Source organism: Saccharothrix obliqua (assembly GCF_019375475.1).
GTDB lineage: Bacteria > Actinomycetota > Actinomycetes > Mycobacteriales > Pseudonocardiaceae > Actinosynnema > Actinosynnema obliqua.
Window position 1 is genome coordinate 44378 of sequence record NZ_JAHXGQ010000015.1, and the last position, 16874, is coordinate 61251.

The window sequence follows — 16874 nt, forward strand, 5'->3', positions numbered from 1 at the left end:
GTGCCGGGGCTCAGTAGCCCCGGTAGCCGTTGCCGTTGTTGATGGACACCAGGCCCGGGTGGTTGCCGAAGCCGCCGTACCGGGCGTAGGTGTAGCGGACGCCCGCGATGATGTTGTCGACCGGGTTGAAGATGTCGCTGTGGCCCGCCAGCCGGTACGCCTGGAAGGTCGGGTCGATGACCTGCATCAGACCCTTGGACGGGGTGCCGCGCGCGGCGTTGGAGTCCCAGTTGTTCACGGCGTTCGGGTTGCCGTTGGACTCCTTGTCGATGATCGTCCAGATCTCGTCGACGCTGCTCTCGTCGATCGGCGTGCCGTTGGCCGCCAGGACGGCGATGGCCTCGCGGATCCAGCCCTCGACCTGCCGCTGCTTCGGCGGCTTGCGGGCCTCCTCGGCCTCCTTGGCGGCCTTCTCCTCGGCCGCCTTGCGAGCCGTGTAGCCGTCCTGCGCGACGCCGCTGGCCTGGGTGAACGCGTGCAGCGCGGTCAGCTGCTCCTGGCGGATCATGCGCGCGGTCTCCGAGCCGAGGTCGATCGCGTGCACGGTGTCGACCTTGCCGGTCCGGACGTTCGGGTCGGGCAGACCGCCGAGTTCCGCGCCGCCCGCGACGGGGCTGAACGTCCCGGAGGTCATCGCGTGGGCGGCACCGCCCGCGCCGGTCACGACGCCGACGGCGACGGCGACCGCGGAGATCCTCCTGGGCAGTGCCCGGTCCGGTTCGGCGCGGTGCGCGCCCACGTATCCCGGGGCCTGCGCGCTGACCGTGTAGACGGTCGGTTGCTGCCCGCGGGGCTTCCTGTGGCGAGCCAAGGGAGGGGCCTCCTGCGTCGGGGAGCCCGACCACCGCGCGACCCGGCGGGGGATCCGGGTCCGGGGCCGTCCGGGGGAAAACGGACCCGTGTTCGCTCGGTGATCGAACCGTTATCTGCGGCCGGGAACGTAACCGCTGGTGACTGACAGGGGCAAGCGTTGGCCCATCAGTGGTGACCCTAGTCACGTTTGTTGACAGCAGCGCTACTCGCTGTTGCAACGGCCCGAGGGAGTGCTCGTTACTCCACCTGGAGTAGTAACCCAGGTGGGTGAAACCACATTGTGGATCACCGCCCCGTCGACCTAAGCTGGTCGGCGGTATGGGTACTTTGATCTTCCTGTGATCGGACGCGCGTTCGCGTTGAGCACTGCTCCGCGGCGCGCACTCACCGCACCCCCTCTTCCGATCCACTCGGCCCGTTGTCGGCCGGGAACAGGAGCCTGCCTTGCGCACCGCGCAACTGTCTTTGCACGACGTCACCAAGCGCTATGACGACCACGTGGTCCTCGACCGCGTCACGCTCACCGTCAAACCGGGGGAGAAGGTCGGTGTCATCGGCGACAACGGCTCGGGCAAGTCCACCCTGCTCGCGTTGATCGCCGGTCGGCTCGCCCCGGACCACGGCGAGATCACGGTGGTCGCGCCCGGCGGCACCGGCTACCTGCCGCAAACGACGGCCCTGCCGCCGCACGCGACCGTGGCCGACGCCGTCGACCTCGCGCTGGCCGACCTGCGGGAACTGGAGGCCCGCATCCGCGCCGAGGAACTGGAGCTGACCGACCTCGCCCGCTACGCCGACCTGGTCGAACGGTTCGAGGCGCGTGGCGGCTACGAGGCCGACACCAGGGTGGACATCGCCCTGCACGGCCTCGGCCTGCCCGGCCTGGACCGCGCCCGCCCGCTGGGCACGCTGTCCGGCGGCGAGCTGTCCCGGCTCGCGCTGGCGGCGACCCTGGCCGCCGAACCGGAGCTGCTGCTGCTCGACGAGCCCACCAACGACCTGGACGACCAGGCCGTGGCGTGGCTGGAGCAGCACCTGGTGCGGCACCGGGGCACGGTCGTGGCGATCACCCACGACCGCGTGTTCCTGGAGCGCGTCACCTCGACCGTCCTGGAGGTGGACGAGGGCCGCGTCACCAGGTACGGCGACGGCTACGACGGCTACCTGGCCGCCAAGGCCGCCGAACGCGCCCGCAGGCTGCGGGAGCACGAGGAGTGGCGTGCCGACCTGGCGCGGCACCGCCGGCTCGCCGAGTCCAACGTGGCGCGGCTCGACGCGATACCCCGCAAGCTGCCGCTCGCGGTGTTCGCGGCCGGGCCGTTCCGGGCCCGCGGCCGGGGCCACGGCGCCATGGGCCGCATCCGCAACGCCAAGGAGCGGGTCGCGCGGCTGACCGCGCACCCGGTGGCGCCGCCACCCGACCCGCTCCGCTTCACGGCCCGCATCACCTCCGCCGACCACGACTGGGCGGCGGAACTGCGGGACGTGCGCGTGGGCGACCGCCTGCGCGTGCCGGAACTGGTCATCCGCCCCGGCGGGCGGCTGCTGGTCACCGGCCCCAACGGCGCGGGCAAGACCACCCTGGTCCGCGTCCTGGCCGGTGAGCTGCCACCGGACGAGGGCCGCGTGGCGGTCCCGGCGCGGGTCGGCCACCTCCGGCAGGAGGAGTCGCCGTGGCGGCCCGAGCTGACCGTGCTGGAGGCGTTCGCGCAGGGCCGGGGCCACCCGGACGACCACGTGGACGAGCTGCTGTCGCTGGGCCTGTTCGCGCCACGCGACCTGGGTCTGCGGCTGGGCGAGCTGTCCTACGGCCAGCGGCGGCGCACCGAGCTGGCGCGGCTGGTCACCGAGCCGGTCGACCTGCTGCTGCTGGACGAGCCGACCAACCACCTGTCCCCGGCCCTGGTGGAGGACCTGGAGGCGGCGTTGGTCGACTACCCGGGAGCCCTCGTGGTGGTGACCCACGACCGCCGCACCAGGGCCCGCTTCGAGGGCTCGGTGCTGACCCTGGAGCGGGGCGCGCCCGCGCCCTGACCCGCCGCCGAGGACGGGATCCCCGCGGGTTCCGTCCTCAGCGGGTCGCCTCGGCGGCCGACACCGTCTGCGCCAGCAGCAGCGCGACGGTCATCGGACCCACGCCGCCCGGCACGGGGGTGATGAAACCCGCCCGCTCGGCCGCCGCCGCGTACTCGACGTCGCCCACGTTCCCCGGGTTGTACCCGGCGTCGACCACCACCGCGCCCGGCTTGATCCACTCGCCGCGCACGAGTTCCGGCTTGCCGACCGCCGCCACGACGACGTCCGCCTCCCGCACCACCGCCGCCAGGTCCGCGGTGCGCGAGTGGCAGTAGGTCACCGTCGCGTCGCGGGCCAGCAGCAGCATCCCGACCGGCTTGCCGAGGATCGGGCTGCGGCCCACCACCACGGCCCGGCGGCCGGCCAGCGGGATGTCGTAGGCGTCCAGCAGGCGCAGGATGCCGCCCGGCGTGCACGAGTGGAAACCGGGCTCGCCGAACGCCATGGCCGCGAAGCTGTGCATGGTGACGCCGTCGACGTCCTTGCCGGGCGCGATCGCCTCGAACGCCGCGCGCTCGTCGATGTGCGCCGGAACGGGGTGCTGCAACAGGATGCCGTCCACGTCCGGGTCGGTGGACAACGCGGTGATCTCCGCGACCAGCCGCTCGGTGGTGGTCTCGGCGGGCAGCTCCACGGCCCGCGAGCCGATGCCCACCGCCGCGCAGCGGTTGCGCTTCATCTTCACGTACGTCCGCGACGCGGGGTCGTCGCCGACCAGGACGGTGGCCAGGGTGGGCGTGCGACCGGCGGCGGCGGTGAACGCGCCGGCCCGCTCGGCGGTCCGCGCCAGCAGGGAACGGGCGACGGCGGTGCCGTCGAGAACGCGTGCCGACATGGCGGTGCTCCTCACTCGGTGGACGAACGAGGGGCACCCAGGCGTGCGATGCCGACTCCGCTGCACTCCCCGGTGGTTGCCCACCCGACGCCAGTCGTGCGCGGCCATCCTAGTCGTCGAAAACCCGATCCGGTCGACCCGGTCCGTGCCAGGGTGGGACGTAGGTCGACACGGTGGGGAGGTGCGGGTGGACCCGCTCACGACGTCGGTGGTGCGCCTGTTACGCGGTGACGAACCCGTGGGCATGGGCTGCCTGGTCGGACCGCGACAAGTGGTGACCTGCGCGCACGTGGTCGCGCGGGCGCTGGACGTGCCGCTCGGACCGGTCGCGCCGAACCGGCCGCTCGTGCTGGACTTCCCGCTGCTGGCGGCCGGCCGGCCGGTGCGGGCCGCGGTGGTGTCCTGGCAGCCGGAGCAGGACGTGGCCGGCCTGGTGCTGGAGGACGTGCCGGACGGCGCGGCCCCGGTGCGGCTGGTGTCGCCGGATGCCTTGTGGGGTCACGAGGTCCGCTCGTTCGGCGTGCCGCACGGGCACGACGCCGGCGTGTGGGCGACCGGCGTGCTGCGTGGCGGCTCGGCGTCCGGGCTGGTGCAGATCGACGACGAGCGCACCAGCGGCTTCGCCGTGTCGCCCGGGTTCAGCGGTGCGCCGGTGTGGGACGACGCGGCGGACGGCGTGGTCGGCATCGTGGCGCAGGCCGAGCAGCGCGCGGCCCGCCGCACCGGCTACCTGATCCCGGCGTCGGCCCTCGACGGCGCGTGGCCGGAGCTGCGCCGGCTCGCCCTGGTGCGCCCGCCGTTCCGCGGCCTGGAGCCGTTCCGGGAGGAGGACGCGGACGTCTTCCACGGCCGGTCGGCGCGGGTCGCGGAACTGGTCGCCGCGGTGCGGCGGGACGGGTTCGCGGTGCTCGCGGGACCGTCCGGCAGCGGCAAGTCGTCGCTGGCGCTCGCGGGCGTCGTGCCGGTGCTGCGCGCGGACGGGCACCGCGTGGTGGTGGTGCGGCCGACGTCGCGGGAGGACGTCGCCGAGGCCGTGGGCGCGGAGCACCGGGACGGGCGGCTGCTGCTGGTGGTCGACCAGTTCGACGAACTGCGTGACGACCGGCCGGAGGACGTGCTGCGGGACCTGCGCGCGTTGGCCGACGACGGGGTCGTGGTCCTGATCACCGTCCGCAGCGACGTGCTCGGCGAGCTGACCGCCCGGCCCGGCGTGGCCGACCTGCTCAACGACCGCATCGCCCTGCTCGGCCCGCCCGACGCGGCGGGCCTGCGCGAGATCATCGAGGCGCCGCTGCGCGCGCCCGCCATGCCGTCCTACGCGCCGGGCCTGGCGGAGCGGATCGCGGCCGAGACACCGGCGGGTTCGCTGGCTTTGCTCCAGTTCGTCCTCACCGTGCTGTGGGAGCGCCGTCGCGGCGGTGTGCTCGACCACGCCGCGTACGACGAGGTCGGCGGCGTCACGGGCGCGATCGCCGACTACGCGGAGAGCGTCTGGCAGGGCCTGCCCGACCAGGACGCCGCCCGCCGCCTGCTGGGCCAGCTCGTCAGTCCGGCGGGCGCGGCCGGTTACGTCCGCCGCCCGCTGTCCTCCGCCGAGCTGGACCCGGGCCTGAACGCCGTGGTCGACGCGCTCGCCACCACGCGCCTGATCACCGTGAGCGGTGACGGGCGCGGCGGGCGGACGGTCGAGCTGGCGCACGAGCAGCTCGTGCACGGCTGGGCGCGGCTGCGTGCGTGGGCCGACGCGGAGCGCGAGTTCCGGGCGTGGCAGGACGACGTCCACCGGCACGCCGCCCGGTGGCGTGACTCCGGCCGGGAGAAGGCGTTGCTGCCCCGCGGCAGCGCGCTGGCCGAAGCCCTGCGGCGCACCGCGGAGCACCCGGACCTGGTGCTGCCCGGCGAGGCCGAGTACGTCGCGGCGGGTCGTCGGCACCGGCGCACCGCGACGTTGCTGCGGGTCGGCGCGTCCGCGCTGGTGCTGGTGGTGGTGGCGGGCAGCGCGGTGGTGTGGCGCAGGCAGGTGGACGACCGGCGGGAGCGGGAGGCGGGCGAGCTGCGCACCGCGGCGGCGGAGACCCTGGAGCACGGGGACGAGCAGGCCCGTTCGCTGGAGGAGCGGGTGCTGGTGGACCTGCGTGCGGCGGCGGTGTCCGAAGCGCCCGCCGTGGACCGCCGGCTGCTCGACGACCACCTGGGTTTCCAGCACGCGACCCGCCTGCTGGAGCTGGGCGACAGCCCGGTCGACAGCTGGGACGTGTCCGCGAACGGCACGCTCGTCGTGCGCACCGACGGCATCACGAACCGCTTCACCGTGCACTCGCTGGGGCTCGACCACACCGACCGCACCTTCGACCTGGGCGAGGGGTTGGTGCTCGCGAACCTCGTGCGCTTCGTGGACGACCACCGGGTGGTGGTCTCCGCCAAGCGGGGACTGGGCGGCGAGGACGTGGTGACCGTCTTCGACCTGGAGCGCGGCGCGATCGCCCGGCAGTTCGCCCCGAACCCCGGTGAGCTGTCGCAGGAGAACCCCGGCGCGTTCGACGTCGACCCGGGTGGCCGGTTCCTGGCGTTCGCCGGGCACGGCTCGACCCGGGTGTCCGTGCTGTCCCTGGACGACCCCGCCACGCGGGTGGAGCTGACCGCCGACCAGCCGTTCCGCGGGGACGAGAGCGGTTCGCGGCTGGCGGTCGTGCGTGGCGCGGACTCGGTGCTCGCGTTGGGCGCGAAGTCCGCGGATGGGCTGTTCCCGGTGTTCGAGCTGACGCCGCGGGGCCGCGTCGACCTGCCCACGCTGCGCGACGGCGCCCCGGTGGAGAACTCGACCGGTGACGTGGTGCTGGGCGGCTGCGTGACGGAGGGCGCGGAGACCCGCCAGGTGGCGGTGGCGTTGGCCGCGGGGCGGGTGCTGGCGGAGCGGGTCGTGCACGGTTCGGTGTGCGAGCCGGTGGCGATGGGCCTGGACACCTCCGGGCGGCACCTGCTGGGTGTGTTCCGCACCGGGTCGGACCGGCCCGACGTGCTCGCGGCGTGGCGGGTGGACGGCAGCGCGCCGGACCGGCGGTTCGCCGTGCCGGCGGCGTTCGGCGGTGGGAAGTGGACGGTCAGGGCGGGGTCGTTCGCCGATGACGGTTCGGGGCACGTGGTGTTGAAGCTGAACGGCACGCTGCTCGGCCTGGCGCTGCCGCCGACCGACAGCGAGGGCTCCGCCGTGGCCGCCGCCGAGAACGCGGTCCTGTCCCCGGACGGCGCGGCGCTGTACGTGCAGGCGACCGACGGCGGCGTCACGGCGTGGGACACCCGCACGGGGCAGCGGCTGGGCGGGCTGGCGGCACCCGCGCCGCGGCACCCGCTGGACGCCTTCTCCCCGAAGGAGCTGCTGCTGTCCGACAGCGGGCGGCGGCTGCTGGTGTCCGACCGGCGGGACAACGCGGACGAGCACCGCAACGTGGTCGTGGTGCTGGAGACGCCGACGCTGCGCAAGCTCGGCGAGCTGACGTTGGGCAACGGCCTCGGCGAAGTGCACATGGCGCTGGACGGCGACGACCGCCTGCTCACGTTGCTGTGGCGGGACGGCGACCCGCACCTGACCCGCTGGGACCTCACGTCGATGCGCGAGCAGCCCGCGCCGGTGCGGCTGCCGGTCCGCATGGAGGGCGACGAGCCCGTCGGTGTCGAGCACCTGTTCCCGGACGGCGACCACGTGCTGGTGGTCGAGTCGGACGGCGGGGTGCGCCGGGTGCGGCTGGACGACGGCCGCGACGAGCCCGGGTCGCGGTTCGACGTGCCGCACGACCTCACGCGGGACGCGTCGGCCGCCGCCTACGGGGACGGCCTGCTGGCGCTCGCGCTGTCCGACCGCGTGGAGCTGTGGGACGTGGCGGAGCGCGGTCTGGTCGACACCCTGCCGCTGACCGAGCCCGCTGCCGAGATCAAGATCACATCGGGTGGTGACCGGGTGCTCGTGCGCACGTCGGGGGACGTGGACGTGCCCGACACCCTGCCCGCGGACAACGGCGTGGACTACGGCCGCACGCCGGGTGCGAGCCTCGTCACGTGGTCCCGGGGTGGCCTGTTCGGCTCGGACGTGACCCGTGAGCCGGCGGCCGACCTGGTCTACCGGGTGGTGCCCGCGCCCGCCGTCGTGCCCCGTGACCGGGGGTTGCTCCGCGAAGCCGTGTGCCGCGCGGTCCGCTCGGCCGAGCTGCCGGAGGACCGCGTCGCCGGGTTGCCGGAACCCGCGCGCCGGGTGGCCGCTTGTCCGTGACCCGCCGTGGCCGGCGTCGGCCGGGAATTATGCTGTTCGGGTTGCCGGTTGGTGGACCGGGCGTGTCGGACATGGCGGACGAAGGACAGGCGGGCAGATGGCGGGGCAGTACGGATCTTCGGGGCAGCGCCGGCCGTTTCTCGGGCGGGTCGACTTGTTCTGCCTGTTCGCCGTGGTGCCGATGCTGCTGCTCGCGGGCCTGATGTTCTGGGGCAACCTCGCCCCGGTCGGCATCGGCCTGATCGTCCTGGCCGGCCTGGTGGTGTTGTTCGACTCGTGGTCGAACCGGCCGTCGAAACACGCACGGCCGGAGTACGACGACGAGGACGACTACGAGCCCCGCGGCCGGTACTAGTTCCGTGGCGGCTGCCACGGGCTGACACCGATCCGGCCGGTGCTGCCGAGGTCGATGGTGGTGGCCGGGGACGAGGACTGCGGCGGTCCGCCGTCGGTGCCCAGCCGGGGCGTGAACGTCTGGCGGGGGCGGCCCTCCAGCGGCGCGATGTCGATCCGCGCGCCGACCTGCGGCGGGTTGGTGGTGTCGTGGTAGGTGTTGCGCCAGACGATGCCCGCGGTGGCGTGGTCGCCCGGCGCCAGGACCAGTTCCGTGGGCGGCTGCTCGAACGACTCGATGCGGGACACGCCCGTCGACCCGTGCTCCACCACCACGTCCAGCGGCGTGCCGTCCTCGTCCAGCAGGCGGAGGTCGGGGTAGCCGCTCACCCGGTACTCGCCGGTGCCGCAGTTGCGCATCTCCAGCGTGAGGACGCGCAGCCCCATCGCCGCCTCGCCACCGACCGTCCCGAACTCCACGCCGCCCTCGGGGCACGGCGGAGCGCTCGGCGACGGCGACGGCGGGGGCGGCTCCGGAGTGCCGCCACACGCCGTGAGCACGAGCAGGAGCGCGAGGAGACGGGCTTTCACGGCCCGATCATGCCACGCCCTCCGCGGCCCCCGACCAACCACCAGACCGCCACCGTTCGGCCGCCGGATCGCTGCTCCCGCCGCGCCCGCCACCATCAGGTCCGCTGCGCCGGGCCGCCCCTGCCTCCCCGCCCCTGCGCCACTGCCAACGCCGCTCAGCCGCCGCGACCGGGCCGCCCCGCACCCGCGCTGCCCCCACCGCCGCCCCCCATCGCCGAACCGCCCAGTGCCGCCGCTACCCCCCGGCGGACCGCGCCGCCGCCACCATCGGGCCGCCTCCCCGCCGCCGCGCACCCCCGCCGCGCGCCGCGCACCCCCGCCGCGCACCCCCGCCGTGCGCCGCCCACATCAGCCGCGGGCGCACCGCTCCTGACCGGGACAGCTGCGCAGCAGCTTGACCTCCGGCGGTTGGTCGATCACCGCCGGCCGGCCACCACCGCCGGGCCACCGCACCGAGATCGCGATCGAGGAGGCGTTGTTGGCGTAGCTCTTCTCGATGAAGCTGCGGTCCGCGTTCACCAGGTTCACCACGTCGTACACACCCGACTGCACGCCGGTGATGTCGAGCCACTGGTAGTCGACCTGGAAGCGGTAGTCGTCGCCCGAACCGACGGAGATGCCCTCCACCACGTCGAGCGCGTCCGGCTCGTGGTGGCGGCAGCGGTTGTCCCGCAGGAACGCCGCCAGCCTGCCCTCGGGGCTGCTCACGTTGGTCGGGCGGTTGGCCAGGGACTGACCGTCCCGCGCCACGTAGCGGTCACCCAGGCAGAAGCCGTTCTTCCGGTCCCGCACCAGGACGTCGCCGTCGGCCGAGCGGAGCTGGAAGCGCTCGAAGTCCAGCAGGTGCCAGTGCACGTGGGCGGGCGCGGGTTCGTAGTACACCGTCGCCGGGATGGGCCGCTGGGCCTGGTCGAACGAGGCGGGCACGGCGTTGTCGCCCGCCGACTGGAACGCCTGCCGCGCGGCCATCGTCGGCACGTTCCCCGAGTCGCGCTTGGCGTAGATGAGCAGCGGGCCGTCGCCCACGTTGTCCACGGACGTGGTGAACCGGAACCGCACCGCCGCGGCCGGTCCGCCGTCCGAACAGGACCCGTTGGGCTGGTTGGCGTCGGCGACGAGGCACACGTCCCAGTCGGTGCACCGCGCGGGATCCCCGGTCGTGCCGCCCGCGCAGCCGACCGGGGCCTGTCTGAGGTCCGGGAGCAGCGGCGGTCCGCCGGTCGGCGCGCCGAGCGCCGCCGCGACCAGGGCGGTGGCCGCCGCCGCCTTGAATGTCCTGTGCACGGGAAAAACGCTATCGGCCCCGCACCGTGATCGACACAGCCGTTCACTCGATCGACTGAGGTGCAACGGAAATCCCGACCCGCACACCTAGTGTGTCGCGCGACCTGGAACCGGTCACCACGGGCAGACGAGGAGATTCCCCACGGTGGACACCGTCACGCTGGTGTGCGGCACGCGCCCGGAGCTGATCAAGCTCGCCCCGCTGGTCCGGCTGTTCGGACCACGCGCGATCGTCGTCTACACCGGACAGCACTACGACCGCACGATGTACGACCTGATCCGGCGGGACGTCGCGGAACCGGGCGGCTTCCACGAGTTCGCGCTCGGCGGCGGGCGGCGCGGCACGCAGCTCGGCCGCGCGGTGCGGGCGGTGGACGACGTGCTCGCCGCGCACCCCACGTCCGCCGTCGTCGTGCAGGGCGACACGACCTCCGCGCTCGCGGGCGCGTTGGCGGCCAACGCGAACGAGGTGCCGCTGGTGCACGTGGAGGCCGGGTTGCGCAGCTTCGACCGGGCCATGCCGGAGGAGCACAACCGGGTGACGATCGACCACCTCGCCGATCTCTGCTGCGCCCCGACGCCGCTCAACCGGGCGAACCTGTTGGCCGAACGGGTATCGGAGCACCGCGTGGAGGTCACCGGCAACACCGTGGTGGAGGCGTTGGTGGCGGCGATGCCGACCGCGGCGGCGGAATCCGCCGTGCTGTCGGCGCACGGCCTGCACCGCGACGGCTACGCCGTGGCCACGGTGCACCGCCCGGAGAACGTGGACGACCCGGCGACCCTGGAGACCGTGCTGGGCGAGCTGGCGGGCCTGCCGCTGCCCGTCGTGCTGCCGCTGCACCCGCGCACGGCCGACCGCGTGGCGCGCTTCGGCCTGGGCGCGCTGCTGCGCCGCCTGCACGTGCTGGAACCCCAGGGCTACCCGGCTTTCCTCGCGCTGGTCAGCGGTGCGGCGGTCGTCGTGTCGGACTCGGGCGGCATCCAGGAGGAGGTGAGCGTGCTGAAGCGACCGGTCGTGGTGGTGCGGCGCAGCACCGAGCGGCCCGAGATCGAGGGCACGTTCGGCACGCTGGTGCGACCGGGACCGCGGGTGGGCGTCGAGGTGTGCCGCTGGCTGGACGACGTGGCGGGCCACCGGGCCCGCCTCGCCGCGATCCCCTCGCCGTACGGCACGGGCTCACCCTCGGCGCGGATCGCCGCCGCCCTGGAGCGACTGGTGGCCGTGCCCGCCCTGGTCGGCTGAGCCCGGTACCGCGTCGCCGAGCCGGTCGACGACGCGGTTCGCCAGGCCCACGCTGGAGTTCCAGCTCGTCACCGCCGGGTAGACGTGCGCGGTGGTGGCGAGCAGCAGCCGCGTGCCGGCGACCTCCACCGGCGGTCGCCGCGCCAGGTAGCCCAACGGGTACACCGGTTCCACGAACGGGGCCTTGAACACGCGCACGTCGTGCACCTCCGCCGACGTGAGGTCGGGGTGGAGACCGGCGAGCTGCTTGGTCCACCGCGTCGCGATCGCGTCCTCGTCGTCCTGGTACAACGCGGATTCGCGGTCCGTGTAGCGCATCGCGTACACCAGGTGCCGCCCGTCGACCGGTCCGGTGAGCGCGGACATCTCGACCAGGCCGTCGAACTCCGTGCCGGACCGGATGACCGGCGCCCAGTAGTGCCCGGACAGCGGGCGTTCCAGGAAGAACAACGCGTTCACCACGCCCTGGTACGGCAGCCGCACGTCGGGCAGCGCGGCGGCCACCGCCGGGTCCGCCAGGCCGCGCAGCACGGGCAGCGGCAGCGTGGACAGCACGTGGTCCGCCGACAGCACCTCGCCGCCCGCCAGCGCGACGGAGCCGTCGCCGACGCCGGTCACCGGCGTGGACACCCGCACCTCGCCGCCCGCGCCCTCGATCGACGCCCGGAGCGCGTCGACCACGGTCCGGTAGCCGCCCTCGGGGTAGCCGCGCACGGAGACGTTGCTCTCGCGGCCCAGGCGCTGCCACAGGTACAGCGCGGGCACGTCCCCGAACGCCGCGCCGAACTTCGCCCCGAACACGGGCGCGAGCAGCAGCTCCCACACCCGGTCGCCGTAGACGCGGCGCAGCCAGTCCTCGGTGCGCGTGTGGTCCAGGTCCAGGCCGCGGCCGAGCCGGCGCAGCAGCACCGAGGCCGCACCGAAGCGCACCCGTTCGTGCGGGCGCAGCGGGGTGAACCGCAGCAGGTCCAGCGCGCTGTTGAACGGGTGGTGCCGCCCGTCCACGACCATGCCCATGCGGGTGCGCCGCCACCGCACGGACTCCCGCATCCCCAGTTCGCCCAGCAACGCCAGCAGGTCGTCGTCGGTGGGCATCACGCAGTGGTAGAACCGCTCCACCCACCGCTCCCGCCACGGGAAGAACGTGCCCAGCCCGCCGAGCTGGTCACTGCCCTCCACCAGCACCACGTCCGCGCCGGCGCGGGCCAGCCGGTGCGCCGCCGCCAACCCGCAGATCCCGCCGCCCAGCACCACCACGCGCATACCGGCCCCCGTCACAGCGGCCGGTACGGCGCGGGCGCGAGGCGGTCGCGCACCAGCAGCTTGAGGTACTGCGCGATGGTGCGCCGCAGCTTGAGCTTGCTCGGCCCGCGCTTGCGGTCGTAGCGCAGGTGCAGCGGGACCTCGGTGATCACCGGGTGGCAGTGGCGCAGCTTGAGCAGCAGCTCGACCATGCAGGCGAAGCCGCGTTCCTCGACCAGCCGTTCGCCCCAGTGACCCGCGGCGCGGTCCAGCAGGCTCACCCGGTAGGCGCGGAAACCGCTGGTGAAGTCACGCACGCCGTCGAGCTTGAGCATCCGGCGGAACAGCACCGCCGCGCCCCGCGACAGCAGCCGGCGGAACGCGGGCGCGGTGGCGTCGTCGCCGCCCGCCACGAAGCGCGAGCAGATCACCACGTCCGCGCCCGCCGCGATCTCGCCGCGGAGCGCGGTGATCAACGCCGGGTCGTGCGTGTCGTCGGCGTCCATGACCACGACCAGGTCGTCCTCCTCGGCCTCGGCGAGCACCGAGCGCAGCCCGGTCTGCACCGCCTGGCCGAGCCCGAGGTTGACGGGGTGCCGCACGACGCGCACGTCCAGGCCCGCGACCCGCTCCGCCGCCTCGGCGGTGCGGTCGGTCGACCCGTCGTCGATCACCCAGGCGGTGATCTCCTCCGTCCGGGCGACGTCGGCGAGGCGGTGCAGCAGCGGCGGGAGCGCGGCGGCCTCGTTGTAGGCGGGCAGCACGACGTGCGCGCGGCCACGGGTGAGAATCGAGCCCGGCGTGCTGAGCGCCTCTTGCTCGTCGACGGCCACTGGGCGACCCCATTTCCCTCGTTCCGGGTTAGCGGGCCAGAATTATTCGCCTGGGAACTCGGCCCGAGTGCCACCGACCCCCGTCTTTTCCGCACCCGCGGTCGTGACGGGAACCACGTAAGGCAGACCGTTTCGCTCGCCGGATAGGAGGACTGTGTTTACCGAAAGAGTGATCCGTCCGCGTCACTATTGAAGTTTTATGCAGTGCGTAGTCGAAGTGCCCGTTCGAGTGAACTCGGTCGGTTTACGTTTGTGGCGGTTCGGACGCCGTTCCGGAGGACCCGCCGACCGGTCGGAGGAAAGGACGTCGTCGGAATGTGGTGTGGCCTGGTGTTGGCGCTGCGGGGACCGGTCGGACGGGCGCCGCACGGCGTCCGGGCGGGTGGCGGGCGGTGATCCGGGTGGGTGTCGCGTCCGCCGTCGCGGCCCCGCCGGGCGGTGCGCGTGCCGAGCCGCGGCGGGACGTGTTCCGCCGGGTCAACGGGGTCGCGGTGCTGCTGGTCGCGGTGGACGTGGTGGCGGTCGCGGCGGTCGGCCGCGGGTTGCCTCTGGTCTGGGCGTGCGTGCTCGTCGCCGCCCTGCTCGGCGTGCGCGCCTCGTGCGGCCTCTACCGGCGGCGGCTGTGGCTGTCGTGGCTGCACGACCTGCCGCGCTCGGTGATCGCCACCGGGGTGGCGTTCGCCGTGGTGACCGCCGGCGTGCTGGCCCTCGGCGCACCGCCGGACACGGCGGTGAAGGTGCAGTGGGCCGCCCTCGCATTCATGCTCTGGGGTGAACCTTGCCGCCTGTTGGTGTTTGCTTTCGGCCGGTGGGCCCGCCGCCGGTTCCACCGCTGCGACCGGACCCTCGTCGTGGGCGCCGACCACGTCGGGGCGACCCTCGCGGCCGTGATGCTCCAGCACCCCGAGTACGGGCTGTCACCGGTCGGCTTCGTCGACCCCGCGCCCGCCCTCCGGCCGGAGGTGCTGCCCGCGCCGCTGCTGGACGCGAACCTGGCCGAGGCGATCACCCGGTCCCGGGCGGGCACGGTCGTCCTCGCGTTCTCCCAGGCCGCCGACCGGCCGCTGGTCACCGCCGCCATCACGGCCCACCGGCTGGGCTGCGCGATCTACGTCGTGCCCCGGATGCACGAGCTGCACCAGGACGGGCCGGACGTGGAGCGGCTGCGCAGCTTCCCGCTGACCCGGCTGAACACCGCGCCGACCAGCCGGCCGGCGTGGTGGGTCAAGCGGGCGCTGGACGTCGTGCTCGCGGGCGTCGCGCTGGTCGTGCTCGCACCGGTGCTCGCGGCGTGCGCGCTGGCCGTGCTGCTGGAGAGCGGTCGGCCGGTGATCTTCCGGCAGGTCCGCGTCGGCATGGACGACCGGACGTTCGTGCTCTACAAGCTCCGCAGCGTGCGGATGACCGGTGAAGACGATTCGCAGGTCCGGTGGTCGGTGGTCGGCGACCGGCGGGTCGGGCCGGTCGGGCGATTCCTGCGGCGCAGCTCGCTGGACGAGCTGCCGCAGTTGTGGAACATCGTGAAGGGCGACATGTCGATTGTCGGACCGCGCCCCGAGCGGCCGGGTTTCGTGCGTGAATTCTCGGCCGTGCACGACCTATACTGGGCGCGGCACCGCGTGCCTACCGGATTGACCGGTCTCGCTCAGGTCCACGGCCTGAGAGGCGACACCTCGATAGTGGACAGGTCCCGGTACGACAACTACTACATCGCGAATTGGTCGTTGTGGCTGGACGCGCGAATCCTGTTGCTGACGGTGGGTGAGCTGTTTTGTCGAAGGAACCGCTGATCCGGGGGCGGACCCGGCGTGCGCTGGCCGGCGCGGGCGTCGCCGCGCTCCTCGTGGCCGGTGTGGCGTTGCCGGGTCTGGCCGGCGAGCGGGGCGAGCGGGCGGGCGGCCTGCTCGCGGCGGACCCGACGGGTGGGCGCGGTGGCGCGCCACCCGCCGAGGCCGCGGGCAACCCCAAGCCGATGGCGCCGTGCGCCTGGTGGTACGGGATCGGCGAGTCGCCGACGTACACGGACCTGAAGTTCGCGGCGCAGCAGTACGACCTGGTGGTGCTGAACGCGACCGAGACCGAGGCCATGCGGCGGCTGCACAAGCTCAACCCGAAGATCAAGGTGTTGGTGTACAAGGACTTCTCCAGCACGCGCGACTACCCGGGCGCCGTCGTCGGCGACCGCGACGCGCCGCTGCTGCCCAGCGGCGTCGGGTACTTCGAGGCCGAGCGCGAGCACCCCGAGTGGTTCGCCGTCGACGTCGCCGGCAGGCGGATCGAGTGGCACGGCTACCCGCGGCACTGGCAGATGGCGGTGTGGGACGAGGGTTACCAGCACGCGTGGGCCAAGGCGGTGACCGAGGAGGTGGTGCGCGAGGGTTGGGACGGCGTGCTCGCCGACAACGACTTCAGCTCGCTCGGGTACTACTCGAAGGCCGTGCTCAAGGGCACCCCGGACCACGCCGCCACGGACCGCCGGATCCGCGAGGGCATGGACCGGTTCCTCGGCGTGGCGGGCGACGCGCTGCACAAGGCGGGCAAGATGCTGGTGCCCAACGTGTCCGAGTCGCAGCTCACCCCCGGCCGCTGGTCGGCGCACTCCCGGTACGACGGGGCGATGGAGGAGAACTTCGGGCTGCGCGGTGACGGCAGCGGTGAGCTGATCACGTTCCACGGCACGGAGTTCATGGAACTGCGTGCCCAGGCCGCGCTGGGCGAGCGGTGGCTGCTGCTGGTGACGCGTGCCGAGGGCCGGCGCGAGCAGCGGGTCGGCTACGCCACCGCCGCGCTGCTGGCCGGGCCGCACACCTGCTGGCAGAGCACGTCCACGGTGGACTACCGGGACACCGAGTGGTCGCCGTACCAGGACGCCGGCCTGGGCGAAGCGGTGGGCGCCGCGCAACGCCTGCCGAACGGCACCTGGACCCGCCGCTTCACCAACGGCTGGGTGGCGGTGAACCCCACCGCGACCCCGGCCCGGATCCACCCGCCGCCGGGCCTGGTCACGCTGGACGACGTCCCGGTCCCGAGCCCACACCAACTGGGCGCCGCGGACGCCCTGGTGCTGGTGAAACCCGACGGCCCGGTAGCCGCGACCGCGACCACCGGCACCCCGACCACGACCACCAGCCCGACGACCGCACCCCCGAGCAGCCGGGCCACCCGACCCCGACTTTCCTGACCAGACCGCGAGTCCGGTCAGCAGGCCGCAACCCACCCGCGGGGCCGCCGGCCCGGCGGTGGGCGGAGTCGCACGAGCCGGCCCGCCTCGGGTCCAGCCGGCCGATGCCGGTCTCCGGCCGGCGGCCCGGCCCGCCAGAGGCGCGGCGGTCCGCAGCCCGTCACCGGTGCGGCCCG

12 protein-coding genes and 1 riboswitch are annotated in these 16874 nt (G+C 73.9%); of the genes, 6 read left to right on the forward strand and 6 right to left on the reverse strand.

Going from position 1 to position 16874, the window contains the following annotated elements; genetic code table 11:
• Nucleotides 1-10: 10 nt before the first annotated feature.
• Entirely contained in the window at nt 11-811 is an 801-nt protein-coding gene (locus KZQ38_RS32615) for a transglycosylase SLT domain-containing protein (protein WP_219447858.1), read from the reverse strand.
• Nucleotides 812-1257: 446 nt separating this feature from the next.
• Here KZQ38_RS32615 and KZQ38_RS32620 point away from each other — a divergent pair, with 446 nt between their 5' ends.
• Complete coding sequence (locus tag KZQ38_RS32620) at nt 1258-2847, forward strand: TlrC/CarA/OleB/SrmB family ABC-F type ribosomal protection protein (RefSeq protein ID WP_219447859.1); 1590 nt, start codon at nt 1258-1260, stop codon at nt 2845-2847.
• A gap of 37 nt (nt 2848-2884) precedes the next feature.
• Here KZQ38_RS32620 and KZQ38_RS32625 read toward each other — a convergent pair whose 3' ends face one another.
• Nucleotides 2885-3724: a bifunctional 5,10-methylenetetrahydrofolate dehydrogenase/5,10-methenyltetrahydrofolate cyclohydrolase gene (locus KZQ38_RS32625; protein ID WP_219447860.1), complete on the reverse strand. Its 840-nt coding sequence runs from the start codon at nt 3722-3724 to the stop codon at nt 2885-2887.
• Nucleotides 3725-3752: 28 nt separating this feature from the next.
• A riboswitch (ZMP/ZTP riboswitch) is annotated at nt 3753-3831 on the reverse strand.
• An 80-nt stretch (nt 3832-3911) separates the two neighbouring features.
• Between KZQ38_RS32625 and KZQ38_RS32630 the strand changes: the two genes are divergently transcribed.
• Entirely contained in the window at nt 3912-7988 is a 4077-nt protein-coding gene (locus KZQ38_RS32630; protein WP_219447861.1) for a serine protease, read from the forward strand.
• A 97-nt stretch (nt 7989-8085) separates the two neighbouring features.
• The gene (locus KZQ38_RS32635; protein ID WP_219447862.1) at nt 8086-8343 is read left to right on the forward strand and encodes a hypothetical protein; all 258 of its coding nucleotides are present in this window, start codon (nt 8086-8088) and stop codon (nt 8341-8343) included.
• On the opposite strand, the gene KZQ38_RS32640 is transcribed toward KZQ38_RS32635, so the two are convergent.
• Both KZQ38_RS32640 and KZQ38_RS32645 read right to left on the reverse strand, forming a co-directional pair.
• A complete protein-coding gene (locus tag KZQ38_RS32640; protein ID WP_219447863.1) occupies nt 8340-8912 on the reverse strand; it encodes a DUF4232 domain-containing protein in 573 nt (190 codons plus the stop codon). The two genes, KZQ38_RS32635 and KZQ38_RS32640, sit on opposite strands and share 4 nt — an antisense overlap.
• Nucleotides 8913-9260: 348 nt before the next feature.
• Nucleotides 9261-10196, reverse strand: coding sequence for a lysyl oxidase family protein (locus KZQ38_RS32645; RefSeq protein ID WP_219447864.1), 936 nt, complete (start codon nt 10194-10196; stop codon nt 9261-9263).
• A 145-nt stretch (nt 10197-10341) separates the two neighbouring features.
• Between KZQ38_RS32645 and wecB the strand changes: the two genes are divergently transcribed.
• On the forward strand, nt 10342-11442 hold the full coding sequence (gene wecB / locus KZQ38_RS32650) for a non-hydrolyzing UDP-N-acetylglucosamine 2-epimerase (protein ID WP_219447865.1): 1101 nt from the start codon (nt 10342-10344) through the stop codon (nt 11440-11442).
• Here the strand turns inward: wecB and KZQ38_RS32655 are convergent.
• Both KZQ38_RS32655 and KZQ38_RS32660 read right to left on the reverse strand, forming a co-directional pair.
• The gene (locus KZQ38_RS32655; protein WP_219447866.1) at nt 11377-12705 is read right to left on the reverse strand and encodes an FAD-dependent oxidoreductase; all 1329 of its coding nucleotides are present in this window, start codon (nt 12703-12705) and stop codon (nt 11377-11379) included. The genes wecB and KZQ38_RS32655 overlap by 66 nt on opposite strands.
• An 11-nt stretch (nt 12706-12716) precedes the next feature.
• Nucleotides 12717-13517: a glycosyltransferase gene (locus KZQ38_RS32660; protein ID WP_219447867.1), complete on the reverse strand. Its 801-nt coding sequence runs from the start codon at nt 13515-13517 to the stop codon at nt 12717-12719.
• A gap of 401 nt (nt 13518-13918) precedes the next feature.
• On the opposite strand from KZQ38_RS32660, the gene KZQ38_RS32665 reads away from it, so the two are divergent.
• Entirely contained in the window at nt 13919-15307 is a 1389-nt protein-coding gene (locus tag KZQ38_RS32665) for an exopolysaccharide biosynthesis polyprenyl glycosylphosphotransferase (protein WP_308258703.1), read from the forward strand.
• Nucleotides 15289-16698 carry a putative glycoside hydrolase family 15 protein gene (locus KZQ38_RS32670; protein ID WP_257902798.1) on the forward strand — a complete coding sequence of 470 codons (1410 nt, stop codon included), beginning with the start codon at nt 15289-15291 and terminating at the stop codon, nt 16696-16698. The genes KZQ38_RS32665 and KZQ38_RS32670 overlap by 19 nt, the downstream gene beginning before the upstream one ends.
• Nucleotides 16699-16874: the final 176 nt, after the last annotated feature.

Excerpts from the sequence above, each read along its gene's own strand:
- KZQ38_RS32625 (WP_219447860.1), bottom strand. The coding sequence starts at position 3,724 with ATGTCGGCACGCGTTCTCGACGGCACCGCCGTCGCCCGTTCCCTGCTG.
- KZQ38_RS32635 (WP_219447862.1), top strand. The coding sequence starts at position 8,086 with ATGGCGGGGCAGTACGGATCTTCGGGGCAGCGCCGGCCGTTTCTCGGG.
- KZQ38_RS32655 (WP_219447866.1), bottom strand. The coding sequence starts at position 12,705 with ATGCGCGTGGTGGTGCTGGGCGGCGGGATCTGCGGGTTGGCGGCGGCG.